Below are 26,483 nucleotides of genomic sequence, written 5' to 3'. Positions count from 1 at the left end.
ACCGCGCCCTTGCTACCTCATCCGACCCTTCGGGCCACCTTCCCCCCGGCGGGGGAGAAGACAAGGACCCACAAAGCCGGTCCAGTCAGCACCGAGGAGGAAATCTCATGGAAAACAAGGTTCAGGAAATGTCTGTCGCATCTGTTTCCGGTTGTGCGGAAAAGGGCGAGGGCGCTATTGTCCCGCACATGAAGATTCTTGTTATTGAAGACGATCTCGAGGCTGCGGCCTATATGACCAAGGCGTTCCGGGAAGTCGGTATCGTTGCCGATCACGCGAGCGATGGTGAAAGCGGCCTGTTCATGGGCTGCGAGAATTCCTATGACGTGATGGTGATCGACCGCATGCTGCCGCGCCGCGACGGACTTTCCGTCATCAGCGAGCTGCGCCGGCGCGGCATCGAGACGCCGGTTCTCATTCTTTCGGCTCTTGGGCAGGTGGACGACCGCGTGACCGGCCTGCGTGCTGGCGGCGATGATTATCTGCCCAAACCCTATGCCTTTTCCGAACTTCTCGCACGCATCGAAGTGCTGGGCCGCCGCAAGGGCAAACCCGAACAGGACATGGTCTACCGTGTTGGCGATCTCGAACTTGACCGGCTGTCCCACGATGTCCGTCGCGGTGGCAAGGAAATCCTGTTGCAGCCGCGTGAGTTCCGCCTGCTGGAATATCTCATGAAGAATGCCGGCCAGGTGGTGACCCGCACCATGCTTCTGGAAAACGTCTGGGATTATCATTTTGACCCGCAGACCAATGTCATCGACGTGCATGTGTCCCGCCTTCGTTCGAAGATCGAAAAGGACTTCGAAAAGCCGCTGCTGAAGACCATTCGCGGCGCGGGTTACATGATGAAGGACGAGGGCTGATTGGCGAAAATGGTCCGCCTCAGAATATTGTTCCGGTCAACAGCGGTGCGCCTTTCTGCGCTTTATATCCTGCTGTTTGCGCTCTGCGCCGCCTTTCTGGTCTTTTATGTCACCGCCCTTTCCGAACGGCTGCTGAACCAGCAGACGCGTGACGCGGTGCTGCAGGAAGTGTCGGATGTGCAGCGCATCTACAATCGCGGCGGCATCAACCCGCTGTTGCGGATGATGGAGCGCCGTGCCCGCCAGCCGGGGGCGAGCCTTTACATCATCGCCGGCCCCAATGGCGAAATCCTTGCAGGCAATGTCGCTTCCGTGCAGCCCGGCGTGTTTGACAAGGAGGGCTGGACGGGTTTCCCCTTCCGTTACGAACGTTATTCCGAAAGCGGCGACAGCGTGCAGCATATGGCGACCGCCAATGTCTTCATGCTGGACAACGGCCTGCGCATCCTGATCGGCCGCGATCTCGGCGAGCCCACCAAATTCCGGGCGCTGGTGCGCAATGCGCTGATGGTGGCGCTTGCCATCATGAGCGCCGGTGCGCTGCTCATCTGGTTCGGCATCGGCCGCAATGCCTTGAAACGCATCGACCGCATGTCGGCAGCGACCAAGAAGATCATGGCCGGCGATCTTTCGCAGCGCCTGCCGCAGGGCCGTTCCGGCGACGAGTTCGACCGGCTGTCCGGCTCGCTCAACGCCATGCTCGGCCGTATCGAAAAGCTGAACGAGGGCTTGCGGCAGGTGTCCGACAATATCGCCCACGACCTCAAGACACCGCTGACGCGGCTGCGCAACAAGGCAGCCGCCGCCTTGGATGACGACGATGAGACGAAACGGCGCGCGGCACTCGAAGGCATCATCGCCGAATCCGACCAGTTGATCCGCACCTTCAATGCATTGTTGATGATTTCCCGCGTCGAGGCCGGCTCCATCGCCGCCGAAATGACCGATGTGGACATGTCGGCAATCGCCGCCGACAGCGCCGAACTTTACGAACCGGTAGCCGAGGACGCGGGACTTACGCTTGAGGCCGAGATCGAACCCGGTCTTTCGGTGCAGGGCAACCGTGAACTGATCGGCCAGGCGCTTTCAAACCTCATCGACAACGCCATGAAATATGCCTGCGAATGCGAGGGCGACAAAAAACTCATCGTGCGTCTGGTGAGCGAACCGGACGCCATCGTGCTGTCCGTCTCCGATAACGGGCCCGGCATCCCCGCCGACAAGCGCGGCGAGGTGCTGAAACGTTTCGTGCGGCTGGACGAAAGCCGCTCCAAACCCGGTACGGGGCTCGGCCTGTCGCTGGTGGAGGCCGTGATGGAATTGCACGGCGGATCGCTCGCGCTGTCGGACACCGACACTACAAATTCCGTCTGCCCGGGCCTGACCGTCTCGATGATCTTTCCCGTTTCGACCCAGTAAGCCGCGCTGTCCAACGCCGCCGACACCAGCACCGGCTGGTCACCGCTATTTGTGCGGAAATTCGTTCACCTCCGAGAAATAATCGTCTCTCGAGATTGAATTGAAAGATGATCGGAAGAATATCTTATAAGGTTCTACAGCTGCACTTTATTAGGGGATCGCATCGCGATCGGCAAAAGGACTTATGATCGATGGCAAACATGGCCCCCTTGGTCGGCGACCACCATGGACCGATCATTCTGTTCGATGCCGAATGTGTGTTGTGTTCCGTGAATGCGCAATTTGTGCTGCGGCATGACAAGGCCGGATATTTCCGGCTAGCCTCCATGCAGGGAGCCGTCGGCACGGAAATCTACCGTCGGCACGGAATGGACCCCAAAAATCCGGTCAGCCTGCTCGTCGTCGATGGCGACAGGGTGCGACAGGATAGCGACGGCGTTCTTGCTATCTATGAGGCGCTTGGCATACCCTGGCGGCTGCTTGGCATGTTGCGCATAATTCCCGCATTTCTGCGCGATCCCGTCTATCGTTTTGTCGCCCGCAATCGCTACCGTTGGTTCGGAAAACGTGCGCAATGCTGGGTGGCGCCGCCGGAATACAGGGACAGGATTCTCTGAACTTAGCGACGATCCTCCGCCCAGGGCAGGCGACAATTTCAGGCGGTGGGACAGACACGTGACGGCGTTGCGGAGATGGTTACGCATCCCCGCAACGCCACGTCGCCATCGGCTCAGAACGTATAAGCCACGCCAATCATCGCGAAGGGCTGGATGTCCTTCTTGGAGAGCGGGCTGTCCTTGGCATCGCCCAGCAGGAAGCCAACACCGCCGGCGCCGGTGATCGACCAGTTCTCGGTCATAAGGTAAGTGAGGGAGGCGCTGGCGTCGATGCGCTTGAAGCCTGCCTTGGCGTCATAGCGGCGCAGGCCGGAACGGGCGGATTGGGCCGAGGTGACGCCGAAATAGGATTTCATGTGCTTGTCGTCCGCCCAGGTGGCGGAGAGGTCCGCGCCAAGGATGAACTGGTCGACTTTGTGCGAAACGCTGGCGCCGACGGTTGCGGTCAACCCTTCGCTGCCGCTGATGGTCTTGTCCACCTTCGCATAGACCTCGAAGGGATCGATGCCATAAGCGATAACACCGCCGACCACGCCGCCCGCCTTGATGTCACCCATCCCGCGAAGATTTTTCTTGTCGTCCTTTTCCTTGCGCCCGGCTTCCCAGCCGCCCTTGACGCCCAGTCTGAAGCCGTTGCTGTTCAGCAGGTTGACGGTGATGCCACTGAAATCGATGCTCAGCGTATCTCCATACTCAACGGAAACCAGGGGAACCGCGCCTGCTTCCAGCTTGTCCGAGCCCTCATATTTGGGAGCGTAGGCAGCACCCACGCCAAGTGTGATTTTCCACTCACTGGAACTGCTGTAGCGGGCATCGTCGAAATTGCCCTGCGGTTCGGCGAACCTGTCCGATTTGCCGAGATCGGCAGCGAGGACGGGCGTGCAGATGCCCTGCGCCAGGGGCAGCGCGGTCAGGCACAACGCCATTGCACGCAGGTTCTTTTGCCATTTCACTGTAAAAATCTGTTTCATGATCATATCCGTTGCAGCATCAAGCGTTGCAAAACCTGGGAGTCGGGTTTCGTTGAGCAGGACGCTACGTGGGCATAATTGCGGAGACATTACGTGAGATTGCCGGCCACGACTGAAATGGCGCTTCCTCAGGCCAGACCTCGGAAAAGATCGGCAAAAGCGGTTTTCCTGATCGCAAAGCGCCACGCATTTGTTACAACGCGGAGTGTATGCGCCCGGAAGCTTCGACAATGCGTGGCGGCAGGACGATTTTGCGGGGAGCGATCCTTCCTGAGAATCAGGCACGGTCGAAGCGCAAGGATGGGTCGCTTGGGAGAGGGAGAGAGACAGTGACGAAACGGGAAACCGCTGAAAGGCGGCTGAGCGAGGTTCTGCCGGGAGTTATCCGCCCCTATACGCAGACGGAACTGAAATCCGTTCTCTCCACGCTGAAGGATATCGCCAAGGGCGAGCCAGCTGTGGCCGCGCTTCTTGCCGCCGAAAGCCCGCTGAAGGACTTCATCGCTGCGGCTTTCACGCTGTCGCCCTATCTGCGCGACATGGCGGCGGCGGATGAGGGGCTGCTGACGCTCGCGATTTCAAAGCCACTGGAGCCACTGCTGGCCGCTCTCGTCCGTGAAGCGCGCGATTGCTGGAAGCCGGGGCAAGAGGGCGGCGTGCCCGTCGAAAACGAGGTGATGTCGCGCTTGAGGATCGCCAAGCGTCGGCTTTCCTTCGTCGCAGCGCTTGCCGATCTGGCGCGCATCTTCACCGCCCGCGATACCACGCGCTGGCTGAGCGACATGGCGGATGCTTCGCTGTCGGCCGCCATCGACCACCTGCTGCTTGTCGGCCATGAGACCGGCAAGCTCAAACTAAAGAACGTGGCCGCGCCAAGCGAAGGTTCCGGCCTGATCGTGCTTGGCATGGGCAAGCTCGGCGCGCGCGAACTGAACTATTCCTCGGACATCGACGCAGTGGTGTTCTTTGAACCCTCTGCTGGCATTATCGATGATCCCTATGCTGCGACAGAGAATTTCGGCCGCATGATGCGCCGCCTCGTGCGTATCATGCAGGAACGCACGGCAGACGGTTACGTCTTCCGCACCGATTTGAGGCTCCGGCCAGACCCCGGCTCGACACCGCTCGCCATTCCCGTGGAAGCGGCGCTGCTTTATTACGAGGGCAGGGGCCAGAACTGGGAACGCGCCGCCTATATCAAGGCGCGGCCGGTGGCGGGCGATCTGAAGGCCGGCGACAATTTCCTGCGCGAACTGACACCTTTCATCTTCCGCAAATATCTCGATTACGCGGCGATTGCCGATATTCACTCCATCAAGCGGCAGATTCATGCGCATAAGGGCCATGGCGCGATTGCGGTTAAGGGCCATAACGTCAAGCTCGGACGCGGCGGCATCCGCGAGATCGAGTTCTTCGCGCAGACGCAGCAGCTGATCGCCGGCGGCCGTATGCCGGCGCTCAGGGTCCGCGCGACGCAGGAGGCGCTGGCGGCGCTCACCGAAGCGAAATGGATCGATGCCGAAACGCGCGACAGCCTGACTGAAGCCTACTGGTTCCTGCGCGAAGTGGAACACCGCATTCAGATGGTGCGCGACGAGCAGACCCACGTGCTGCCCGACACCGAAACCGAACTGAAGCGCATTGCCTTCATGCTCGGTTTTGAAGATACCAAGGCGTTTTCCGAGAAGCTGGAAAAGGTGCTGCGGCTGGTGGAGCGCCGTTATTCGGCGCTGTTCGAACAGGAGACCAAACTCTCCGGTGAGGCAGGCAATCTGGTCTTCACTGGGCAGAAGGACGATCCAGATACGCTGAAAACCCTCTCAGCACTTGGTTTTCAGCGGCCGGAGGATATTTCCCGCGTCATCCGCACCTGGCACAATGGCCGGTACCGGGCGACTCAATCCGTCGAGGCACGCGAGCGGCTGACGGAGCTGACGCCGGATCTGCTGCGCGCCTTTGGCGAAAGCAAGCGGGCGGATGAGGCGCTGCTGCGCTTTGATAATTTCCTCTCCGGGCTACCGGCGGGCATCCAGCTCTTCTCGCTGCTCGGCAACAATCAGGCGCTGCTGTCGCTGCTGGTGACGATCATGTCGTCGGCCCCGCGCCTTGCCGAAATCATCGCCGCCCGGCCGCATGTTTTTGACGGCATGCTGGACCCGGCGCTGATGAGCGACGTGCCGACGCGCGAATATCTTGCCCAGCGCATGGGCAATTTCCTCTCTAATGCCCGCCACTACGAGGATATTCTCGACCGGCTCCGTATTTTCGCCGCCGAGCAGCGCTTTCTCATCGGCGTGCGGCTGTTGACAGGCGCGATCCGTGGCGAGATCGCCGCCCGCGCCTTTACCCATCTTGCCGATCTGGTAATTGAAGCGGCCCTGAACGCCGTTCTCTCGGAGATGGAGACGGCACATGGGCCATATCCGGGCGGGCGCGTGGCCGTGATGGGCATGGGCAAGCTCGGCTCCTTCGAGCTGACCGCGGGTTCGGATGTCGACCTCATTCTCCTCTACGATTACGACGATGCCGCCCATGAATCGACCGGCGCAAAACCGCTCGATGTGGTGCGTTACTTCACTCGCGTCACCCAAAGGCTGATTGCCGCACTATCGGCGCCCACGGCCGAAGGCGTGCTTTACGAGGTGGACATGCGGCTTCGCCCCTCCGGCAACAAGGGACCGGTGGCGACGCGCATTTCCGCCTTTGAGAAATACCAGCGCGAGGAAGCCTGGACCTGGGAACATATGGCGCTTTCCCGCGCTCGCCTGATCTGTGGCGAAGCCTCGCTGATGGAAGATGCGCGCGGCATCATCGCCTCGGTACTGTCCCAGAAGCGCGATGTGGCGAAAGTCTCAGCCGATGTGCTGGAAATGCGAAGTCTCATTGAACAGGAAAAGCCGCCGGAAAACATCTGGGATTTCAAGCTCATCAATGGTGGGCTGATCGACCTCGAATTCATCGCCCAATATCTGGCTTTGGTCGGTCCCGCCAGGGGTCTCCAGCCGCACGAACCGGGTCGCAACACGGCAGAGGCATTGCAGGTGCTGGCCGCCCCGGTGATGGAGCAGCAATTCTTCGACGACTGCATGGCGGCGACGGCGCTTTACACCGAGATATCGCAGATCGTGCGGCTGTGCATCGACGGTGCTTTCAATCCGAAGGAAGCGCCTGCCGGTCTTATCGATCTGGTTTGCCGGGCCGGGGATTGCCCGGATATTTCCACGCTGGAGGGCGAGGTGAAGCGGCTGGCGAAGGTTGTCAGGAAGGCGTTTGTGGCAACGGTGAAAAATGGCGGGTGATGGTGGGTATCGCGCGTTCTGCCGTCACTTACTGCAACGCAAGGGGCACAGCCCGATATTCCTCAATGCACCGTGCCACAGCACCCTGCCGCATGCGGGATGATAATCGTTACCACCGTGCCCCTGCCTTCGCAGGAGCGGATTTTCATCGTGCCGCCATGCAGCCTGACGAGCGAGCGCGAGATGGCGAGCCCGAGGCCCGAGCCGCCCTGGCTTTTGGCGTATTGGCTCTGCACCTGCTCGAAGGGCTGGCCAATCTTGTCGAGCGCCTCGGCGGGAATGCCGATGCCGGTATCGGCGATGGTGAGGATCATGGCGGCCTGATGCACATGGGTGCGCAGCGCTACGCGGCCGCCATTACCGGTGAACTTCACGGCATTGGACAGAAGGTTGAGCATGATCTGCTTCATGGCGCGGCGGTCGCCCTGCATCGTCAGCCCGGCGCAGACCTTCTGCTGCACGGTGATGTTCTTCTGTTCCGCCTGGATGGCGGTCAGCCGCAGGGTTTCCTCGATAAGCGGCGCGAGATCGATTGTCTCGCGGTTGATCCGCATATGGCCCGCTTCGATCTTGGACATATCCAGAATGTCGTTGATGACATTTAGGAGGTGCTTGCCGCTGTCGTGGATATCCCGGGCATATTCGGAATATTTCGGCGAGCCAACCGGCCCGAACATCTCGTTTTGCAGGATGTCGGAAAAGCCGAGAATGGCGTTGAGCGGCGTGCGCAGTTCATGGCTCATATTGGCGAGGAATTCGGACTTTGCGAGGTTTGCCGCCTGGGCGCGCTCTTTTTCGGCGAGATAATTGGCGTTGGCGTCTGAAAGCTCCGTCTTCTGCCGCTCCAGCTTATGCTGCGAGGCGGAAAGATCGCCGATGGTGGCCATCAGCCGGCGTTCGGAGTCACGCAGGCGCTCCTGATGGCGCTTCAGAAGCGTAATGTCGGTGCCGACGGAGACGAGGCCGCCGTCACGGGTGCGGCGTTCATTGATCTGTAGCCAGCGATCATCGGCAAGCTGCACTTCCGTCATGCGCGAAAGGCCAGACTGATCGGGGTCCGCAACGCGCCGCTCCACAACCGGGCGTGCCGCAGCCGCCTGCACGGCGCTCTTTTCGGTGCCCGCTACCAGAACGCTGTCCGGCAGGCCGTAAGCCTTCTGGTAATGGGTGTTGCACATGACGAGACGGTCATTCTTGTCCCACAGCACGAAGGCTTCCGAGGTGGATTCGATGGCGTCTGCAAGGCGCTGGTCTGCCTCGGCATAACGTTGCGCAAGGCGGTGCTGCTCGGTCACGTCCATGGCGATGCCGATGACGCGCGGGCCGTTATTGGTGCGGATGACCTGGGCACGGGCACGCAGCCAGACATAGTGGCCTTTCGCGTGGCGCATGCGGAAGATCTGGTCGATCTGGCGCAGATCACCGCAGCCGACAGCACGAGCAAGCTCGTAGAGGTTTCCATCTTCGGAATGCATCATGCGCGCCGCATCCGAAAAGGACAGCGGTGCGGCCTTCGGCGGTCTGCCGAGGATTTCGTAGAGCGAGCCCGACCAGAACATGCGCCGCGTGGAAAGATCGAAGTCCCACAGGCCGCAGCGGCCACGTGACAGCGCCGTCTCCACCCGCAGGTTCGATTCGGCGAAGATGTCGTCGGCATCGCGGGCGCGTTTGACCTGCATGTAATAGGCGTAGAGCACGACGAGAAGGATCGAGGAGATTCCGGCAAACAGCGTCACGTTCATGGCGATTTCGCTGCGCCAGAAAGAACGGATCGGCTCAAGCGAGCGCGCCGCGATGACCATGCCGCCATCGTCGCCGAAGGGGATCATCGTCGCATAATGCGGCTGGTTGTCGATATTGGTTTCGATGGTGCCGGGCGCGCCGGGAAAACGCTGAACAATGGCGATTTCGGGAAGCAAAGCCGGCAGGGAGGTGCCGATGTAAAGCGTGGCGCCCTTGCCGGCGCCGGCGAAAATCCGGCCGTTGCTGCCCGACAGAAGCACCATGGTGCCATCAGCAAGGCTGCCCGAAGGCAGCGCTGCGGCAAGGCTCGCCTCTGCGCGGGTGCGCTCTTGCGAGGCAAAGACAATACCGTTGTTGATAAGGGCTGCTTTGGCCGTCAGCGCTGTCAGTGCGGTAGAGTGGCGGGCTGCCTCTTCCATGCGGCTATATTCGGCAACGATGCCCAGCATGCGTGACGCCGCGATGACGACGAGAAATGCAAGAATGAGAATGGGAATGAGGCGCTTCAGCAGGGTCTCGACCTGCGGCATCGGGCGGTCGGAGCCGTTCATCAAACCCATCAGGTCGCTGGAAAGCCTTTCGCCCCAGGCCGCAAGATCAGAAAATTTGGCATACGGCCGCTCATCGCCCGCAGTCGCCCGCCGCACGTTCGTCATTGTCCCGCCTTCAAGATATCCCCACTGATTCGAAGCGCCGCCGCTCGAATATGCATAGTGAATCAAATGCGATTCGCCGTGTCCAGAGGCAAAAGTTAAAAGAATTTTAACCCCTTGAACCGACTCCGTATTTTTTCGGGACAGCGCGTTACGGTCTTCACAGCGGCGCCAGGCATTGGAAAAACCGACACCCCGATAGTCGGTCTGGGACGTTCCGGTGTGTTACGTCCGGTGGTTCTCAAGCCTTGTCGAAAGCCTCAAGAGCAGGTCCAAGTGCGCCGAGAACGCCGTTTCCGGCGGCGGGAAGCCCGGTCAGCACCGCGCTGATGATGTCGTCACGGCTTGCGCCATGCGCTTTGGCTTCCAGCACATGAAATGCCACGCCGCCTTCCAGCCGCAGTGCGGCGAGAATGCCGATATAGACCAGGCATTGCGTCTTGGCATCCAGCGTGGACGCCGCACCCAGCCCCTGAACGGCCTGAAGCCATACAGCCTGATGGGCCGGGGCTTCGGTGATGAAACGCTGGAACGAATTGCTGGTGTTGGAAATATCCGTCATTTGAAGTCCCTTTCCGCTTGCGGCCGCGTTCCGGCCTGTCGCTGACGATTGTGTCGCGCAATGCGTTGCGCCGCCTTGACGGAAATCAAGACGGCGCACAGGCATTGTCCGGAATAGGGGAGTTGGCGAATGTTCGCCGGGTATTATCCTTTCAGAATACGCCCGACGATATCGCTGACATCCGTCGAAAGACCTTTTGCTTCGGCGATCGTCGAAAGTGCTGCCTTGGCGTGTTCGGCGCGGCTTGCTTCCAGCGATCGCCAGGAGCGCATGGAGGTGAGAATGCGCGCGGCAAGCTGCGGGTTACGCTTGTCGATGGCTATGATCTGCTCGGCGAGGAACCGATAGGCGGCACCATCGGCGCGGTGGAAACCGGTCGGGTTGGAGAAGGCGAGCGTGCCCACCAGCGACCGCACCCGGTTGGGATTGGAGGCGATGAAGTGTTTCGACGTCATCAGCGCCTTGATACGTTCCAGCGCGCCGTCGCCGGGAATGGCGGCCTGCAGCGAGAACCATTTGTCGAGAACCAGCGCATTGTCGGCAAAGCGGGCTTCGAAGGCGGCAAGCGCCTCCTTTGTCTCCGCGCTGTCGGGGAAACGTTGGGTCAGCACACCAAGCGCATGCGCAAGATCGGTCATGTTGGTGGCGCTGGCATAGGCCTTTGCCGCCCTGTCAGGCGTTCCCTCGGCAAAAGCAAGGAAGCTCAACGCGCCGTTGCGAAGCGAACGCCGTCCAGCGCTGTCAGCATCGGGGCTGTAGGCTTCACCATTGCCGTCGCTGTCGGCGAGCCCGCGGAGCGTCTCGATACCGGCAGTGGCAATGGCCTTGATCGTCGCGTTGCGGGCCTTGTGGATGGCGTCCGGGTCGGTATTGCCGCCCAGTTCGCGAGCGATGTCCGTTTCGCTCGGCAGCGCCAGCGCCTGTGCCCGGAAAGCGGGTTCAAGCGAAGCGTCGCCGACGATTTCGATCAACGTTGCGATAAGGTCGGCGTCCGAGCGTACTTCTTTGCCGTTCTGCACGGCCCTGGTGGCGGCAATCAGCGCCGGCAAAGCGAGATCGGTAAGCGCCTGGAAACGGGCAAACATATCCGTCTCGTGCCGGGCGACCTGCACCAGATCGGCAGCACTCTGTTCGAAATGCAGGTTGATCGGCGCCGAGAAGCTGCGGTTGAGCGACAGCACTGGGCGCGATGAAATGCCGGAGAAGGAGAATGTCTGGTTGCGTTCGGTCAGATGCAGCACGCCGTCGCGGTATTCTCCGCCCGTGACAGCCTGCGGCTCGGCGATCTGGCCATTGTCGAGAATCAGCGCCAGCGAAAGCGGAATATGACGCGGTTGCTTCACCGGTTGGCCGGGCGTTGGTGCGACGGTCTGTTCCAGCGTCAGCCTGAAGGTCGCCTTGGCGGCATCGTAGGCGGAGGAAACGGAGACGAGCGGCGTGCCGGCCTCGGTGTACCACAGCGAAAACTGCGACAGGTCGCGGCCGCTGGCATCGGCAAAACTCTTGACGAAATCCTCAACAGTCGCCGCTTCGCCGTCATGACGTTCGAAATAAAGGTCCATGCCTTTCTTGAAGTCGTCTTCCCCAAGGATCGTGGCGATCATGCGGGTGACTTCGGCGCCCTTTTCATAAACGGTCGTCGTGTAGAAGTTGTTGATTTCGCGATAGGTATCGGGGCGTGGTGGATGGGCCAGCGGACCGGAATCCTCTGGAAACTGCTCCGATTTCAGGTGACGCACATCGGCGATGCGCTTGACCGGGCGCGAGCGCATGTCGGCGGAAAATTCCTGGTCACGATAGACCGTCAGGCCTTCTTTCAGGCACAGCTGAAACCAGTCGCGGCAGGTAATGCGGTTGCCGGTCCAGTTGTGGAAATATTCATGCGCGATGATGCGCTCGATATTGGCGTAGTCCGCATCGGACGCAGTTTCCGGGTCGGCCAGCACGAATTTGTCGTTGAAGACGTTGAGACCCTTGTTCTCCATCGCGCCCATGTTGAAATCGGACACGGCGACGATCATGAAAATATCGAGGTCGTATTCACGGCCGAAGCGTTCCTCATCCCACTTCATCGAGCGCTTCAGCGCATCCATGGCATAGGCCGCGCGCGGCTCCTTGCCATGCTCGACATAGATCTTCAGCGCCACTTCGCGGCCGGAAAGGGTGGTGAACGTGTCTTCCACCACGCCGAGATCGCCGGCGACAAGCGCAAAGAGATAGCTGGGTTTCGGGTGCGGATCGAACCAGGCTGCAAAGTGGCGGCCTTCATCGTAATTGCCGCCGCCGAGGAAGTTGCCGTTCGACAACAGCAGCGGATTGCCCTCCTTCGCGGCGATGATCGTCACCGTATAAGGTGCCAGAACATCGGGCCGGTCTGGGAAATAGGTGATGCGGCGGAAACCTTCAGCCTCGCACTGGGTGCAATAAACGCCGTTGGTGCGGTAAAGCCCCATCAGCTGCGTATTGACCTGCGGGTTGATGTAATTGGTGACACAGATCTCGAAGGGCGTCGCCGCAGGCAGATCGCGGATCGTCAGGCTATCGGGCGTCGCGTCATATTGGCTTGCGGGAATGTCCACCTGATCAAGCAGCAGGCCCGAAAGCGTCAACTCGTCGCCATCGAGAACGAGCGGCGCTGACACATCGACGCCCTCTCGGCGATGAAAGATCAGACGGGCTTCGACCTTGGTATTCTTGGGGTCGAGTTCGAAGGTGAGATCCACCCGCTCCAGAACGAAATCGGTGGGGCGGTAATCTGCCAGGTGAACGATCTGGCCCGTGTCTGTTCGCATGACTGTTCCTGAATAACTTTGTCGTTGTCCTCCGGGCATCATGTCGTCATAAGGCCCGGATGTAAAATAGGTAGAGTATTCGTCACAATCATGTGCGCATCGTGAGGACGTTCTGTCCTGCCATGGAAGGCTTTGCCGGCCCTGCAGACGATCCTGCCGCTGCCGGACCTGCGGACCATGCCAGCAAATGTTGAACGATTGCTGAAATTGTATTTTATTTTCTTCAAATTTTAGCGCGTGTCGCTTTTGGCCTGATTCTCACGTCGCCATCAGGGCTGAAGGCCTGAACAATGGGGGTGAGGAGGCCACAAGCCGGGGAAAGCAATCCTGCGCCTCACCAGATCAACGGAATTCATGGGTAAATAACATTTTTTGTTGTAAAGCGCTTCGGGAATGCTCTAGCCTTGGGCAAATCCAATTCCCCCGCGTCGTCCTCCCCCGCATGAACAATCTCCCGATGGCGTGTTTGCGCAGCCGATATGAGTAACTGCCGATGAACGCCGAACCGACAAATCCCTTTCGGGGGATAAGCCTGAAGCTGATTTCGGTTGGCTTTTTTCTGGTGATGCAGACTTGTATCAAGGCCTCCGGTCCCGATGTGCCGGCCGGTCAGATCACTTTCTTCCGCTCCGCTTTCGCCATCATCCCCATCGTCGTTTATCTTGCCTGGCTGCATGCGCTGACGAGCGCGCTGCACACCAACAATCTCATCGGCCATTTCAAGCGCGGGTTTCTCGGCATTCTCTCCATGGCCTGCGGGTTTTACGGGCTGACGCTGCTGCCGTTGCCGGAATTCATCGCCATCGGTTATGCCTCACCGCTGCTGGCCGTCGTGTTCGCCGCCTTCATCCTGCGCGAGAAGGTGCGCATCTACCGCTGGAGCGCGGTTTTCGTTGGCATGATGGGCGTGCTGGTTATCCTGTGGCCGAAGATGACCCTGTTGCGTGAAGGCGGTTTTGCCGCGGGCGAGGGGCTGGGCGCGATTGCCGTGCTCTGCGGGGCAGCGCTTGGCGGTCTCGCAATGATCCAGGTGCGGCAACTGGTGGAAACGGAAAAGACGCCGACCATCGTTCTCTATTTCTCGCTCACGGCCACCTTGCTTTCGCTCGTCAGCGTGCCCTTCGGCTGGAGCGCTCTGGATACCAAGCAGGCCGTGCTGTTGATCACCAGCGGCATTTGTGGCGGCGTCGCACAGATCTTCCTGACGGAGAGCTATCGCCACGCGGAGGTCTCCACTATCGCGCCCTTCGAATACAGCTCCATCGTTTTCGGGATAGCGGTCTCCTATATCCTGTTCGGAGACATTCCAACGCTCACCATGCTGATCGGCACGGCAATCGTGATTTTCGCCGGCATCTTCATCATTTTCCGCGAGCACCAGCTGGGCCTGGCGAGACGCGCGGCACGCAAGGCCTCCACGCCGCAGGGGTAACGCACCAAATTTGGCGGAGGTCGCAAACATGCGGCATCGTCGGCGCCAGAGCCGTTGTCGTTTCGGCGCCTAGTCCCGCAAATGCAAAAGGCGCCTTCCCGAAGAAAGACGCCAGCGCGCAATCAAAGACATGGACCGGTTTTACACCGGCCTGAGTGCTCTCAGCGCTCGCGGAAATCCGCAAAGACAGCTGCAGGACGTGTGACGCGAACCTGCTGCATGGCAGCACGTGCGGTCATCTGTTCGTTAGCGGCAGCGCCGAAACGATGGTAACCCTGACTGGAGCGAGGGCCGAGGCCCGCCAGTCGGAGCGTTTCAAAGCCGGAATGTACCGGACGGAAGCGAGTGGTCATTGCCTTGGTTCCTTAAACCGAATTCCTCCCAAGACACAGGCTGGCTTATCGCAGTGCAGCATGGATTCGGCAAGCCGGGTCAGCGCGCCGCTGTTATGCGTAATACGCATGGCTTTTTTCATACTTCGTTTACTCTGAGTAAGAATCAGGCAATCAGCCTTCGGAGATTTTTGCCTGAAACGCCAATAAATCCTGCCATGCCAATGACTTGCTGGCAGGTGCGTTTAGAAGTTCCTGCGGATGCAGGCTCGCCAGCGCCGGTAAAACCAGGTGCCCGGCTGCGACATCACGCCACTGTCCGCGCAGCGTATGGATCGTTCCGGTGCCGCCGAAAAAGAAACGTGCGGTCAAGTTGCCAAGAAGCAACAGGTGTTTCGGCTCCGCAAGTGCGATCTGGCGCTCGATGAAGGGGCGGCAGATATCCATTTCGGCCTGAGTCGGCGGGCGGTTGCCCGGTGGACGCCAGGGCACGACATTGCCGAGCATGATGCGTGCGCGGTCAAGGCCGATAGCGGCCAGCATACGGTCGAGCAGCAGCCCGGTCTTGCCGGCAAAAAGCTGGCCCTCGCGGTCGTCATCCGCATCCGGCATCGGGCCGATGACCATGACGGCGCAAGCAGGGTCGCCTTCGGTGAATACCGTGTTGCGGGCGCTGTTCTTGAGGTTGCAGCCGCTGAAACCCTCAAGCGCGATTTTCAGTTCGGAAAGCGACCTTGCGCTTTCAGCCGCAAAACGGGCAGCAGCCACGGCCTGTTCGTCCGGCATGGCAACATTCTGCTGAAGTGCCGGAGCAGGCGGCGCGCCTCTCGTCGGCGCGCTGCGACCTGCCGTCTGCCGCTGCGGAGCATCGGCACGACGCTCCGTGCCGCTGTCCATCTGGTGTGCGGGCGCAGAACTTTCCTGACGCGCTGCCGGTCGGGCAGGGCGGGAGGCGGCAAATTCGGCGAAACGGTCAACAGGTCCGTCTTCCAGCAACCAGTCCACGCCCGCATCCGCATGGAAATGCAGAAGCGCGGCGAGTTCGGCCGGGGAGAGGTCGTGAGCGGCGATCATGGGGTGAAATTATCCCATGTTCCCCGCCCGGGGAACCCGTAAATCACGCTGTCCAGCGCTGAATGTCACCGCTTTCGCCGATCATGGCCAAACCATGGGCAATCGAGAGCAACTCGCCGCCGGTTTCGATCCGGTCCGCGTCGAAACGACGGGTGAAAAGCTCGCGCACCGCCGGCACGAAGGAGGTGCCGCCGGTGAGGAACACCTTGTCGATTGCCTCAGGCGCGACTTGCGTCTTCTCCAGAACCTCGTCCAGCGCGCCCTCGATCTTGGCGAGGTCGTCGGCGATCCAGTTGTTGAAGTCGCTGCGCTTGACCATTTTGCGGCCGGCTTTGCCGAGCGGCGCGAAGTTGAATTCCGCTTCTTCGGCCGAGGACAGCGCCATCTTGGTGGCGGAAATCGACTGATAAAGCGGATAACCCTCGTCATGCTCCACGAGATCGATGAAGAGTTCGAGCTTCTCCGGCTCCAGCGCCGAGCGCACCAGCGATTTCAGATCGGTGAATTCCTTCGAGGTCTTGAAGATCGACAGCTGGTTCCAGCGACCGAAATTCACGTAGTAGCCGGAAGGCACGTCCAGCACCTTGTCAAAGCTCTTGAACTTGCTGCCCTTGCCGATTTCCGGCGAAACCAGATTGTCGATCATGCGGAAGTCGAAATGGTCACCGGCGACACCGACGCCGGAATGGCCGATGGGGGTGGCGGAGAGCTTGCCGGCATGGCTCTCGAAGCGGATCAGCGAATAGTCGGTGGTGCCACCGCCGAAATCCGCCACCAGCACATTGGCGTCCTTCTTCAGGCTCTGGGCGAAATAATAGGCGGCCGCCACCGGCTCGTAGACATAGTGGATTTCCGGAAAACCGGCACGCGTCAGCGCTTCGTTGTACCGGGAGAGCGCCAGCGTCTCATCCGGATTGCTGCCGGCGAAACGCACGGGGCGACCGGCGATGACGGTCGAGACGTCGCTTGGCCACTCTGCGCCCGCATAGGTTTTCAGCTTGCGCAGGAACACGTCCATCAAATCCTCGAAGCTCTGGCGCTTGGCGAAGATCAACGTGCCCTGAAAGAGCGGCGAGGCCGCAAATGTCTTGATCGACTGCAGGAAGCGGCAATCGCCCGCATTGTCGATGAATTGCCTGATGGCAGCGTGGCCCGCTTCCACGTGCAGGGCAGCCGCACCAAGGCCCGAATCCTTCATGAAGGAGAGCGCGGTGCGCATACTGTCATCCGTGCCCGCGCTGCTGGTAAACTGCATGGAGCGGCTTTCGCCGCCGCCGTCGGAAAGAGCCATGACCGTGTTGGTCGTGCCGAAATCGAGGCCCAGTGCCCGCTTTTGCGTCATCGCCATATCCTTGTCGCCGATAGAAATGCTCGCCCGGCCCAAAGGCGGCCCGGCGTGAGAATAAGGGACGCATTTGGCATCCCGATGTCAGAGGAGGGCGGTTGATTGCACAGGCCCGGCAGAATGGCAAGCGCCAGTTCTCAGTTTATTAAAACATTAGAATAAAGTAATTTTCCGTTATAAATACAGTTTTGCGATGCAAATTAAATATTTTTTCGCAATCGCAAAGTATAGATAAAGGCTATATCCTCAGGGAGCTTTCTTAATTGTAGCTGTCGCGTTGTAACCCGGAAGTCCAGATGTCCCGCAAGCAGGCATGTTCCGCCCTCCAAGATGTGCCGCCCGGGCCGGAGGTCCTCATTCGCGGCGACGTGGAAATTTTCCATTCCCAGCTTATGAACCTCATGGCGTCATCGCAGCAGGGTTATGCCCTTTTCGATGGCAGCGATGAGTTGCGCTTTGCCAATGCGGCCTTCCGCGAGGCGCTGGGCATGGCTCCGGACGGTTTTCCGAGCTGGATGGAGCTGATGCGCGGCGGGTATCGCAGCTCGACAGGAACGGCGGTCGAAACCACCGATTTCGAACTGTGGTTGCGCTCGGCGCGGACAAGGCGCGGCAAGTTGCCTTACCGCACCATCGAAACCAGCCTGAATGATGGACGCTGGATGCTGACGACGGAAACGACGCTGCCGGGCGGCTGGATGTTGTGTGTCGTGACCGATGTTTCCGAGCTTGGCATCCAGTTGCGCGATCTGCGGCAGGAGCGCGACAGGGCGCTGAAATCGGCGCTGAGCGACGAACTCACGGGCCTCGGCAACCGCCGCTATGCCATGGATATCCTCAACCAGATGCTTGGCCCCAACAAGGCGCAGGCGCTTGCGGTGATCATCATGGATATCGACCATTTCAAGGCGGTGAACGACCGTTTCGGGCATGCCTGCGGCGATCTCGTCCTCAAGGATTTCGCCACCCGGCTTTCCGCCGCGATCGGCCGGGACGATCTGGTGGGGCGGATCGGCGGTGAGGAGTTTTTGCTCGTTCTCAGCGGGTCGCGAATGCTGAGCGCGGAAAGCACCATGCAGAAGCTGCTGGCGACGTTGACCAAGGCATCGCCGCTGAGCGATGTGCCGGATTTCCGTTACAGCTGTTCGGCCGGCATTGCCTTTGCCGATCCCGGCGAGAGCGCGAGCGATGTGCTGCGCCGCGCCGACACGGCACTCTACGAAGCCAAGAATACCGGCAGAAACCGCTTCGTAGTCTACGGAGCGGCCTCTTGACCGCTCCGGCGTCGCACCGGCGTCAGTTCGATTTCGCCGCGCCGCCATCCACCCGCAGCATTGTGCCGGTGATGTAGCTTGCCGGAACCGAGCAGAGGAAAGCCCCGGCGGCGGCGAATTCTTCCACCGTGCCAAGCCTGCCTGCCGGAATGCTCTTGACCGAAGCCTCGCGGATTTCCTCCATGCTTTTACCCAGGCGCTTGGCATTGGCGCCATCCAGCTCGTCGATGCGGTCGGTATGGATGCGGCCGGGCAGAAGAAGGTTGGAGGTGATGCCGAAACCGGCCACTTCGCTCGACAATGTCTTGCTCCAGCCCACCAGCGCCCCACGCAGCGTGTTGGAGAGCGCCAGATTGGGGATGGGTTCGAACACGCCGGAGGAGGCAACGGTCAGGATGCGGCCAAAGCCCTGTTCCTTCATCTGCGGCAGCAGCTCATTGGTGAGCGTGATGACGCGCAGCACCATCGACTGGAAGAAGCTCTCCAGCTTCTCGGTCGTGATCTCCTGCGCAAGACCCGGCGTCGGGCCACCGGTGTTGTTGACGAGAATGTCAATGCCGCCGAGCTTGTCGTTCACGGCCTGAACCATGGCCTCGACGAAATTGTCATCGCCAAGATCGCCCCGCACCCAGTCGGCCTTGCCCTTGCCGAGTGCATTGATCGTCTTGCAGTTCGCGTCCAGCTTTTCGCTGCTTCTGCCAACGAGAAGAACATTCACGCCTTCGTTTGCCAGCGCCGTGGCGATGCCCAGCCCAAGGCCGCGAGAGGAGGCGAGAACGAGGGCGCGTTTGCCGGAAATGCCGAAATCCATGGGTTTTGTCCTGTCTTGTTTGCAGCGGATCAAAGAATCGAAGCGTAACTACAGGCGAAAACCGTCCACAGTTTTCGCTATCCCGCTCCATCTGTGCTGTTTATAGGAAGGCGGCGCCCGCTTTTGAAGGTTAAATACGCGTCATGACCGAACAATCTCTGCTGAAATTCTCAATTGCCATCACGGTTCTTCTGGCCGCGTTCGGCATTGGCGCAGGCCTGTTTTCCGGCTCTTTCGCGGTGGTGTTCGATGGCGTTTATGCCCTGACGGATGCCTTTATGACGGTGCTGGCGCTGCTGGTGGCGCGGCTGATCGCGGCTTCCGCCGCCCCACGGCCCGGTAGCCGGCTGGCAGAGCGTTTCACCATGGGCTTCTGGCATCTGGAGCCGATGGTCCTCGGCCTCAACGGCACGCTTTTGATGGGCGCTGCGATCTATGCCCTGATCAACGCCATCGACAGCCTGATGGACGGCGGCAGATCGATCGAGTTCGATTACGCCATCATCGTCACCTTCGTCAGCTTTGCCGTTTCGCTCGTCATGGCATGGTTCGTCAAACGCCAGAACCGCAGACTGAAATCGGCCTTCGTGGCGCTGGACGCCAAAAGCTGGCTGATGAGCGCGCTCCTGAGCGCGGCCCTGTTCCTCGCCTTCGCCATCGGCTACGGGCTGACGGGAACGGCGCATCAGTGGATCGCGCCCTATATCGACCCCGCCGTTCTGGCGCTGGTCTGCCTCATCATTATTCCCATGCCGCTCGGCAATGTGAAGCAGGCGCTCGCCGACATCCTTTTGGTGACGCCGTTTGAATTCAAGCAGCATGTGGACAGGGTAGCGGCCGAAGCCGTCGAAAAATTCGGCTTCGCCTCGCACTATTCCTATGTCGCCCGCGTGGGGCGAGGCCGCCAGATCGAACTCTTCTTCATCGTCCCGAAAAACTGGCCACCCCGGCGTCTCGAAGAATGGGACGCGATCCGCGACGAGATCGGCGATGCACTCGGCGGCGAGGGGACGGATCGATGGCTGACGATTGTGTTTACGACGGATGAGGAATGGGCGGTTTGAACGGGGGTGCAGGTAGGCGGCGTTGGCCCAGCTTGGACTTTGATCTACGTGATCTTTAATCGGCCGGCGAAGCTTCCATTACATTCATTGTTGTGCACCAATAGTGAAAATAGTCATCGCCGCTCGCGCTTGATCCTGCCATTCAGAATCTATAGCGTTTTACCGAGTGGTTTGAATTGCGAACTGATTTATATGGGGACAAACAGTGCCAGCGAACAGCGTAAACATAGACTGGGAGGACCGCGACCAGTTTGAAATTGATGATGCTCTAGAAAACGAAGACGATATCAAGGTCTCTCCGCAGGATTTTGAAAGGCTTCTAATTGCTCCGAGTGATTGGACCGTCAGTACCATCTACGAGTTGATAGGCAAGCAGCTTCAACTAGACCCGGCGTACCAACGGCGAAATGTTTGGCAGGGCAAATCGAAATCGCAGTTCATCGAGTCGCTCCTGCTAGGAATTCCAATTCCGCAAATTTTGCTAGCCTCTAAGGCCGGCCAGAAGAACTCTTTCCTTGTGCTCGACGGTAAGCAGCGATTGACGACCATCAAGGAGTTTATTGACGGTCAGTTTGCTGATGGTCGTACATTTAAGCTAAGGGGATTGCGTATCCTAACCGTTTTGAACGGAAAGAGTTGGAGTGATCTAGAGTCTCTCGATGATTGGGGCGACCGTCTTAGAAACGAACCTCTACGCACTACCGTGTTAAGAGGTTGGGAGAATGAGTCTGTTCTATATGAAATATTTTACAGGTTGAACTCTGGAAGCGTCAAGTTGTCTCCAATGGAGTTGAGGATGTCTTTACTCCCAGGAGACTTCCTAAAATTCATCATAGCTTGGACGGAAAATATTGGGCCACTTCATCATCTCTTGCATAAGCGCCAGCCCGACGCGCGAATGTCAGATGTTGAGCTGGCGATAAGATACTTGTCCTTCAGCGACCAGCAGGTTCAGTACTCTGGGGACCTCAAGGCCTTTCTTGATGAATTCTGTAAAATTAAGAATGTCGAATTTGCAGACAACGATAACGCCGCTCTCGAAGCAGAGCGCTTGCTTCAAGGGATGAATGACGCGATTGTTGCAGGATTCACGGAATTCGGCGAACGCCACTTCTGCCGGAAGTATGCAGGCGGGGTTTACGAAACTAGGTTTAATCGTGCGGTATTCGATGTCCTAGTCGGGTCTTTGTCTAACGCTGCTTTGCGAAATTGGGTTGCCGACAATCCGGGCCAACTGAAAGCTGCTTATGAACTGATATCTACCTCTACGCCGGCTTTTATCAAGGCTGTAGAAACAACGACCAAGTCGCCCGAATCAACCAGAAATAGATTTGCAGCTTGGTATCAGGCGGTGCTTGACACCACTGGGATTTCTATAGCGGTGCCGGATATAAAATGAAGTCACCGACACAGTATTATTCTAACTTAAAGAAGTCCCTGCGAGCAGCTCGGAAAATAACGGGCGGGATCAATAAGCTCGGCTGCGAAACAGAGCTGCAGCACCTTAAGTTGCAATCGTATATATTGTTGTGCCATGCTGCGCTGGAGCAGTATATTGAAGATTTGGGGTTGGCTGCAGCGCTAAGTGCAAGAACAACATTCGCCAGCGAGGGTATCATAACTAAGACATTGGTGGCGCTGATTTCGTCAAAACTCGTCGATGAGGTGTCGGTGAAAAGTAAGTCTAAGCTGTCAACGGAATTGGTTTCTAATATTGAGGAGTTTTCTAAGGAGGCATTTTCTAGATACCGTGCGGTAATCACGTCCAATAATGGCATCATCGATAAAGACCAGGGCAGGGTATTTGTTCCTGTCGGCGTTGATCCTGCGTCGGTGGACATTGTTCTCATGAATGCCATGCATTCATTCGGCGCGAAGAGAGGTGATGTCGCTCACAAGTTCAAAGTACAGCGAACGGACACATTGACCGCAGTCCAGACGGATTTGGAGTCAATTGCATCAGGAATAATTGCTTATGATCAAGCAGTTTGCGATGCCTTGAAGGTGCGACTGAGGTAGAGACTTATGCTCTCTGCGCCTCGGTTCCTCTTGCAGCGTAGGGATGTAAAACGAGAAGAAGAGACTGGGACATGCAATCCAGAGGCTATCGCTGTCTGCTAGTTGCGCTTGACGCCGATACGTGTTGTTTTATTCTCAAATTTACCTGAACGTAAAAGTAATAAAATACTCATCAGGTTGTCTGACAATTGAGTGGCGTGCGACATGTTTTGCCGCTATGGAAGCTCGACAAAGGCGTCGTGCTTTGCGAAGACAGGCTAGGGCGAATGTGTTGTCGCAGACTGGCTTTTCGGCCAGTGCAGGCAACACGGTGCGAATGCCGGAAGCGTATATAACAACAGCCGGATGGGACCGGCGAGGTGAGAGGACAAGATGACGGAACCGATGGAACTGCCGGAACGCGAAGCGATGGAATTCGACGTTGTGATCGTCGGTGCGGGTCCTGCGGGCCTTGCCGCCGCGATCCGTCTGAAGCAGGTCGAGCCGGAGCTTTCGGTCGTCGTTCTGGAAAAGGGTGCTGAAGTCGGCGCGCATATTCTCTCAGGTGCCGTGGTTGATCCCATCGGCATCGACCGGCTTCTGCCCGGCTGGCGTGAGGAAGAGGGGCATCCCTTCAAGACCGAGGTCAAGGACGACCAGTTCATGTTCTTAGGCCCTGCGGGCTCCATCCGTCTGCCAAACTTCATGATGCCGCCGCTCATGAACAATCACGGCAATTACATCGTCTCGCTTGGGCTGGTCTGTCGCTGGCTGGCGGAAAAGGCGGAAGCGCTCGGCGTCGAGATCTATCCGGGCTTTGCCGCCACCGAAGTGCTTTATAATGAAGAAGGCGCGGTGATCGGTGTCGCCACCGGCGATATGGGCATCGAGAAGAACGGTGAACCCGGTCCCGCCTTCACGCGCGGCATGGAGCTGCATGGCAAATATGTGCTGATCGGCGAAGGCGTGCGCGGTTCGCTCGCCAAGCAGCTGATTTCCAGGTTTGACCTTTCGAAAGATCGCGAACCGCAGAAATTCGGCATCGGCATCAAGGAACTCTGGCAGGTCAAGCCGCAACACCACAAACAGGGCCTCGTGCAGCACTCCTTCGGCTGGCCGCTCGGTTTCAAGACCGGCGGCGGCTCGTTCCTCTATCATCTGGAGGACAATCTCGTTGCCGTCGGCTTCGTGGTGCATCTCAATTACAAGAACCCCTATCTTTATCCTTTCGAGGAATTCCAGCGCTTCAAGACGCATCCGGCCATCCGCGACACTTTCGAGGGCGGCAAGCGCATTTCCTATGGCGCGCGCGCGATTACCGAGGGCGGTTACCAGTCGGTGCCGAAGTTGACTTTCCCCGGCGGCGCGCTGATCGGCTGTTCGGCCGGTTTCGTCAATGTGCCCCGCATCAAGGGCAGCCACAATGCGGTGTTGTCGGGCATGCTGGCGGCGGAAAAGATCGCCGCGGCTATTTCCGCCGGTCGCGCCCATGATGAAGTGGCCGAGATCGAGGCGGAATGGCGTGACGGCGATATCGGCAAGGACCTGAAGCGTGTGCGCAACGTCAAGCCGCTGTGGTCGAAGTTCGGCACGCTTGTTGGCGTCGGCCTTGGCGGTCTCGACATGTGGACCAACCAGCTGTTCGGTTTCTCCGTTTTCGGCACGCTGAAACACGGCAAGACGGATGCGCAGAGCCTTGAGCCGGCCTCCAAACACAAGCCGATCGCCTATCCGAAACCGGACGGCGTTTTGACCTTCGACCGGCTGTCATCGGTGTTCCTGTCCTCCACCAACCATGAGGAAGACCAGCCGGTGCATCTTCAGGTGAAGGATATGGACTTGCAGAAGCGTTCCGAACACGACGTCTATGCCGGTCCCTCGACACGTTATTGTCCTGCCGGCGTTTATGAGTGGGTGAAGAAGGACGGCGAGGAGGTCTACGTGATCAACGCGCAGAACTGCGTGCACTGTAAGACCTGCGATATCAAGGATCCGAACCAGAACATCAACTGGGTGCCGCCGCAGGGTGGCGAAGGGCCGGTTTACGCCAATATGTGATCGCGGTGCTGGTCTGCCGGCAACCTTCGTCTTCCCCCGGCTTGCCCCGGGCATCTGCAACCGATTGATTTCACGATACGTGGTTGGATCCTCGCGACAAGCGAAAGGATGACGTCGCGTGCGCGAGGCGTCGAAAGTCTCGTCCCCCCTAGTATTTGTGGATTGCCCTTCGATTTCTTACATATAGGATGTTGGGGTGTTGTAGCTTTGCATGGTCCATGGATTGTGGGTCAGGAATGCGGTAACGCCTTGAATGTGCATATGTTGCGTTTGGGCCGTCGCCCGGCGGCAGGAGTGATGGAATGTCCGGCTTTCAGAGGCTGAATATCGTGCGGAATACAAGGATCGTCGCCGGTCTGGCGGCAGGTATGGTAGTTGCCGTTTCGCTCAGTGGCAGCCCGCTGATGGCCGCCAGCTGCCGCGCCGACGCCATGGCCGGCATCGACTGGCGCGAATGCAACAAGCGCCTCCTGATGCTGGGCGGCAGCAACCTCGATTCGGCGATGCTTTACGGCACGGATTTCACTTATACGGATTTGCGCGGCTCCTCGCTGAAGGGCGCCAATCTTGAAAAGGCGAAACTCATCCGGACGGCTCTTGGAGAGGCGAACCTGCAGGGCGCCAACCTGACGAAGGTGGAAGCCTACCGCAGCGACTTTTCCGCCGCCGACGCCACCAGCGCAAAATTCATCAATGCGGAAATGCAGCGGACCAATTTCAACAAGGCCAAACTGGACGGCGCGGATTTTACCAAGGCTGAACTCGGGCGTGCCGAGTTTGAAGATGCCAGCCTGTCCGGCTCGAAGTTTTCGCTGACCAATCTGTCGCGTGCCAGCTTCCAGGGCGCAAAGCTCGGCGGCGCGGTGGATTTTGCCAACGCCTTCCTGCTGTTGACCCGCATAGAGGGGGTCGATCTTTCCGCCGCCACCGGCCTTGAGCAGAAACAGATCGACATCGCCTGTGGCGACGCCAAGACAAAACTGCCGAGCGGCCTGACGACGCCTGCCGCATGGCCATGCCCGGAAGATCCGGAAGACGATTGACCGGGAAGGGCGCGCTTTATCAGGCGCGCACCTCCCACTTCGTGTGACGTGAAGATCAAAAGCCCGAAAGCACGATCTTGCCCTTGGCCGTGTTGCTTTCAATCAAGGCGTGGGCCTTGATGAGGTTTGCGGCGTTGATGGTGCCGAAAACCTCGGTCAACGTCGTCTTGATCTTGCCGGCATCGACCAGTTCCGCAACGTGATTGAGCAGCTTGTGCTGTTCGATCATGTCAGGCGTCTGGAAAACCGCGCGTGCAAACATCATTTCCCAATGGATTGAAACGCATTTGCGCTTGAACGCCATGGCGTCGAAACCGCCGGCCGGATCGTCGATCAGCGCAAAACGGCCCTGCGGCGCAATGGTCGCCACGCTGTCTGGGGCGTGAATGTCGCTATGGGTGGTCGAGAATACGAAGCCCGGTGCACCAAGGCCAAGCGCTTCCACCTGCGGGGCAATCGGCTTGCTGTGATCGACGACATGATGCGCGCCGAGGTCTTTGGCCCATTGCATCGTTTCCGGCCGCGAAGCCGTGGCAATGACGGTGAGATCGGTCAGTGCGCGCAGAAGCTGGATGGCAATCGAGCCGACGCCGCCGGCGCCACCGATCACCAGAACGGCATTTGCCGCACCCGGAACGGGCTCTGTCACCCGCAGCCGGTCGAACAGCGTCTCGTAGGCCGTGATCGCGGTCAGCGGCAGTGCAGCTGCTTCCTCGAAATTCAGCGACTTCGGTTTGGCGCCAACGATGCGCTCATCGACCAGATGGAATTCGCTGTTGGAGCCGGGGCGGTTGATGACACCAGCGTAAAACACTTCGTCGCCGGGCTTGAACAGCGATACCTTGTCGCCGACGGCTTTCACCACGCCCGCCGCATCGAAGCCCAGCACGCGGGCAGCACCGTTTTCCGGCGCCTGGTTGCGGCGAACCTTGGTGTCAACAGGATTGACCGAAACGGCCTTCACCTCCACCAGAATATCATGCCCCGTCGCCTCGGGCTGCGGCAGGTCGAGGTCGATAAGGGCATCCGTTGCGGTGATGGGCTGGCTCGTCTTGTAACCGATGGCGCGCATGAACAGTCTCCTTTGCTTGTCTGCGTGCCTCTTACTTGATACATATGAACATCGATCG

General features: G+C 59.1%; 20 protein-coding genes. 11 read left to right on the top strand and 9 right to left on the bottom strand.

Features of this window, described 5'->3' with window-relative positions; genetic code table 11:
* Positions 1–107: 107 nt before the first annotated feature.
* The 3 genes from F617_RS0100210 to F617_RS0100200 all read left to right on the top strand — a co-directional run bounded on the left by F617_RS0100210 (position 108) and on the right by F617_RS0100200 (position 2,902).
* On the top strand, positions 108–866 hold the full coding sequence (locus F617_RS0100210) for a response regulator transcription factor (protein WP_013635754.1): 759 nt from the start codon (positions 108–110) through the stop codon (positions 864–866).
* Between the two features lie 9 nt (positions 867–875).
* Positions 876–2,285: a HAMP domain-containing sensor histidine kinase gene (locus tag F617_RS0100205; protein ID WP_034501730.1), complete on the top strand. Its 1,410-nt coding sequence runs from the start codon at positions 876–878 to the stop codon at positions 2,283–2,285.
* Between the two features lie 191 nt (positions 2,286–2,476).
* Positions 2,477–2,902 carry a thiol-disulfide oxidoreductase DCC family protein gene (locus tag F617_RS0100200; protein ID WP_013635756.1) on the top strand — a complete coding sequence of 142 codons (426 nt, stop codon included), beginning with the start codon at positions 2,477–2,479 and terminating at the stop codon, positions 2,900–2,902.
* 113 nt (positions 2,903–3,015) lie between these two features.
* Here F617_RS0100200 and F617_RS0100195 read toward each other — a convergent pair whose 3' ends face one another.
* On the bottom strand, positions 3,016–3,879 hold the full coding sequence (locus tag F617_RS0100195; protein WP_019564064.1) for a MipA/OmpV family protein: 864 nt from the start codon (positions 3,877–3,879) through the stop codon (positions 3,016–3,018).
* A gap of 323 nt (positions 3,880–4,202) precedes the next feature.
* Between F617_RS0100195 and F617_RS0100190 the strand changes: the two genes are divergently transcribed.
* Positions 4,203–7,172 (top strand): bifunctional [glutamine synthetase] adenylyltransferase/[glutamine synthetase]-adenylyl-L-tyrosine phosphorylase, encoded by a 2,970-nt coding sequence (locus tag F617_RS0100190; protein WP_019564063.1) that lies wholly within the window; start codon positions 4,203–4,205, stop codon positions 7,170–7,172.
* A gap of 62 nt (positions 7,173–7,234) precedes the next feature.
* Here the strand turns inward: F617_RS0100190 and F617_RS0100185 are convergent, their stop codons facing one another.
* From F617_RS0100185 to pepN, 3 genes are all read right to left on the bottom strand, one after another.
* Positions 7,235–9,571 (bottom strand): PAS domain-containing sensor histidine kinase, encoded by a 2,337-nt coding sequence (locus F617_RS0100185; protein ID WP_019564062.1) that lies wholly within the window; start codon positions 9,569–9,571, stop codon positions 7,235–7,237.
* 238 nt (positions 9,572–9,809) lie between these two features.
* Positions 9,810–10,130: a carboxymuconolactone decarboxylase family protein gene (locus F617_RS0100180; protein WP_003512161.1), complete on the bottom strand. Its 321-nt coding sequence runs from the start codon at positions 10,128–10,130 to the stop codon at positions 9,810–9,812.
* 143 nt (positions 10,131–10,273) lie between these two features.
* Positions 10,274–12,922, bottom strand: coding sequence for an aminopeptidase N (gene pepN, locus F617_RS0100175; protein ID WP_019564061.1), 2,649 nt, complete (start codon positions 12,920–12,922; stop codon positions 10,274–10,276).
* 493 nt (positions 12,923–13,415) lie between these two features.
* Here pepN and F617_RS0100165 point away from each other — a divergent pair, with 493 nt between their 5' ends.
* Positions 13,416–14,354 carry a DMT family transporter gene (locus tag F617_RS0100165; protein WP_003512165.1) on the top strand — a complete coding sequence of 313 codons (939 nt, stop codon included), beginning with the start codon at positions 13,416–13,418 and terminating at the stop codon, positions 14,352–14,354.
* 161 nt (positions 14,355–14,515) lie between these two features.
* Here F617_RS0100165 and F617_RS0100160 read toward each other — a convergent pair whose 3' ends face one another.
* The 3 genes from F617_RS0100160 to F617_RS0100150 all read right to left on the bottom strand — a co-directional run bounded on the left by F617_RS0100160 (position 14,516) and on the right by F617_RS0100150 (position 17,102).
* Complete coding sequence (locus F617_RS0100160; protein WP_003497027.1) at positions 14,516–14,707, bottom strand: hypothetical protein; 192 nt, start codon at positions 14,705–14,707, stop codon at positions 14,516–14,518.
* A gap of 153 nt (positions 14,708–14,860) precedes the next feature.
* Entirely contained in the window at positions 14,861–15,760 is a 900-nt protein-coding gene (locus tag F617_RS0100155) for a uracil-DNA glycosylase (RefSeq protein ID WP_003512166.1), read from the bottom strand.
* Between the two features lie 43 nt (positions 15,761–15,803).
* Entirely contained in the window at positions 15,804–17,102 is a 1,299-nt protein-coding gene (locus F617_RS0100150; protein ID WP_026330597.1) for an Hsp70 family protein, read from the bottom strand.
* Positions 17,103–17,401: 299 nt separating this feature from the next.
* On the opposite strand from F617_RS0100150, the gene F617_RS0100145 reads away from it, so the two are divergent.
* Positions 17,402–18,379: a sensor domain-containing diguanylate cyclase gene (locus F617_RS0100145; RefSeq protein ID WP_019564058.1), complete on the top strand. Its 978-nt coding sequence runs from the start codon at positions 17,402–17,404 to the stop codon at positions 18,377–18,379.
* A gap of 22 nt (positions 18,380–18,401) precedes the next feature.
* Here the strand turns inward: F617_RS0100145 and F617_RS0100140 are convergent, their stop codons facing one another.
* The gene (locus F617_RS0100140; protein WP_019564057.1) at positions 18,402–19,190 is read right to left on the bottom strand and encodes an SDR family oxidoreductase; all 789 of its coding nucleotides are present in this window, start codon (positions 19,188–19,190) and stop codon (positions 18,402–18,404) included.
* 143 nt (positions 19,191–19,333) lie between these two features.
* Here F617_RS0100140 and F617_RS0100135 point away from each other — a divergent pair, with 143 nt between their 5' ends.
* The 5 genes from F617_RS0100135 (at position 19,334) to F617_RS0100115 (ending at position 25,353) form a co-directional block, all read left to right on the top strand.
* Positions 19,334–20,254 (top strand): cation diffusion facilitator family transporter, encoded by a 921-nt coding sequence (locus F617_RS0100135; RefSeq protein ID WP_019564056.1) that lies wholly within the window; start codon positions 19,334–19,336, stop codon positions 20,252–20,254.
* Between the two features lie 205 nt (positions 20,255–20,459).
* Positions 20,460–21,653, top strand: a complete 1,194-nt coding sequence (locus F617_RS0100130) for a DUF262 domain-containing protein (RefSeq protein ID WP_019564055.1) — start codon at positions 20,460–20,462, stop codon at positions 21,651–21,653.
* On the top strand, positions 21,650–22,273 hold the full coding sequence (locus F617_RS0100125; protein ID WP_019564054.1) for a HEPN domain-containing protein: 624 nt from the start codon (positions 21,650–21,652) through the stop codon (positions 22,271–22,273). The genes F617_RS0100130 and F617_RS0100125 overlap by 4 nt, the downstream gene beginning before the upstream one ends.
* 372 nt (positions 22,274–22,645) lie before the next feature.
* Positions 22,646–24,310 (top strand): electron transfer flavoprotein-ubiquinone oxidoreductase, encoded by a 1,665-nt coding sequence (locus F617_RS0100120; protein WP_019564053.1) that lies wholly within the window; start codon positions 22,646–22,648, stop codon positions 24,308–24,310.
* Positions 24,311–24,612: 302 nt separating this feature from the next.
* Positions 24,613–25,353 carry a pentapeptide repeat-containing protein gene (locus F617_RS0100115; RefSeq protein ID WP_003512182.1) on the top strand — a complete coding sequence of 247 codons (741 nt, stop codon included), beginning with the start codon at positions 24,613–24,615 and terminating at the stop codon, positions 25,351–25,353.
* Between the two features lie 55 nt (positions 25,354–25,408).
* Here the strand turns inward: F617_RS0100115 and F617_RS0100110 are convergent, their stop codons facing one another.
* On the bottom strand, positions 25,409–26,425 hold the full coding sequence (locus F617_RS0100110; RefSeq protein WP_019564052.1) for a zinc-binding alcohol dehydrogenase family protein: 1,017 nt from the start codon (positions 26,423–26,425) through the stop codon (positions 25,409–25,411).
* Between the last annotated feature and the right edge of the window lie 58 nt (positions 26,426–26,483).

The sequence above is a fragment of the Agrobacterium sp. 10MFCol1.1 genome (assembly GCF_000381165.1).
GTDB classification, from domain to species: Bacteria; Pseudomonadota; Alphaproteobacteria; order Rhizobiales; family Rhizobiaceae; genus Agrobacterium; species Agrobacterium tumefaciens.
Note: the sequence above shows the minus strand (reverse complement) of the source record. Positions and strands in the feature narration are given on the sequence as shown.

Bases quoted from the DNA above. Each gene is read 5' to 3' on its own strand.
- F617_RS0100165 (WP_003512165.1), top strand. From the start codon at position 13,416: ATGAACGCCGAACCGACAAATCCCTTTCGGGGGATAAGCCTGAAGCTG.
- F617_RS0100185 (WP_019564062.1), bottom strand. From the start codon at position 9,571: ATGACGAACGTGCGGCGGGCGACTGCGGGCGATGAGCGGCCGTATGCC.
- F617_RS0100180 (WP_003512161.1), bottom strand. From the start codon at position 10,130: ATGACGGATATTTCCAACACCAGCAATTCGTTCCAGCGTTTCATCACC.
- F617_RS0100120 (WP_019564053.1), top strand. From the start codon at position 22,646: ATGACGGAACCGATGGAACTGCCGGAACGCGAAGCGATGGAATTCGAC.
- F617_RS0100210 (WP_013635754.1), top strand. From the start codon at position 108: ATGGAAAACAAGGTTCAGGAAATGTCTGTCGCATCTGTTTCCGGTTGT.
- F617_RS0100205 (WP_034501730.1), top strand. From the start codon at position 876: ATGGTCCGCCTCAGAATATTGTTCCGGTCAACAGCGGTGCGCCTTTCT.
- pepN (WP_019564061.1), bottom strand. From the start codon at position 12,922: ATGCGAACAGACACGGGCCAGATCGTTCACCTGGCAGATTACCGCCCC.
- F617_RS0100150 (WP_026330597.1), bottom strand. From the start codon at position 17,102: ATGACGCAAAAGCGGGCACTGGGCCTCGATTTCGGCACGACCAACACG.
- F617_RS0100125 (WP_019564054.1), top strand. From the start codon at position 21,650: ATGAAGTCACCGACACAGTATTATTCTAACTTAAAGAAGTCCCTGCGA.
- F617_RS0100160 (WP_003497027.1), bottom strand. From the start codon at position 14,707: ATGACCACTCGCTTCCGTCCGGTACATTCCGGCTTTGAAACGCTCCGA.
- F617_RS0100115 (WP_003512182.1), top strand. From the start codon at position 24,613: ATGTCCGGCTTTCAGAGGCTGAATATCGTGCGGAATACAAGGATCGTC.
- F617_RS0100195 (WP_019564064.1), bottom strand. From the start codon at position 3,879: ATGATCATGAAACAGATTTTTACAGTGAAATGGCAAAAGAACCTGCGT.
- F617_RS0100145 (WP_019564058.1), top strand. From the start codon at position 17,402: ATGTCCCGCAAGCAGGCATGTTCCGCCCTCCAAGATGTGCCGCCCGGG.
- F617_RS0100135 (WP_019564056.1), top strand. From the start codon at position 19,334: ATGACCGAACAATCTCTGCTGAAATTCTCAATTGCCATCACGGTTCTT.
- F617_RS0100140 (WP_019564057.1), bottom strand. From the start codon at position 19,190: ATGGATTTCGGCATTTCCGGCAAACGCGCCCTCGTTCTCGCCTCCTCT.
- F617_RS0100155 (WP_003512166.1), bottom strand. From the start codon at position 15,760: ATGATCGCCGCTCACGACCTCTCCCCGGCCGAACTCGCCGCGCTTCTG.
- F617_RS0100200 (WP_013635756.1), top strand. From the start codon at position 2,477: ATGGCAAACATGGCCCCCTTGGTCGGCGACCACCATGGACCGATCATT.
- F617_RS0100110 (WP_019564052.1), bottom strand. From the start codon at position 26,425: ATGCGCGCCATCGGTTACAAGACGAGCCAGCCCATCACCGCAACGGAT.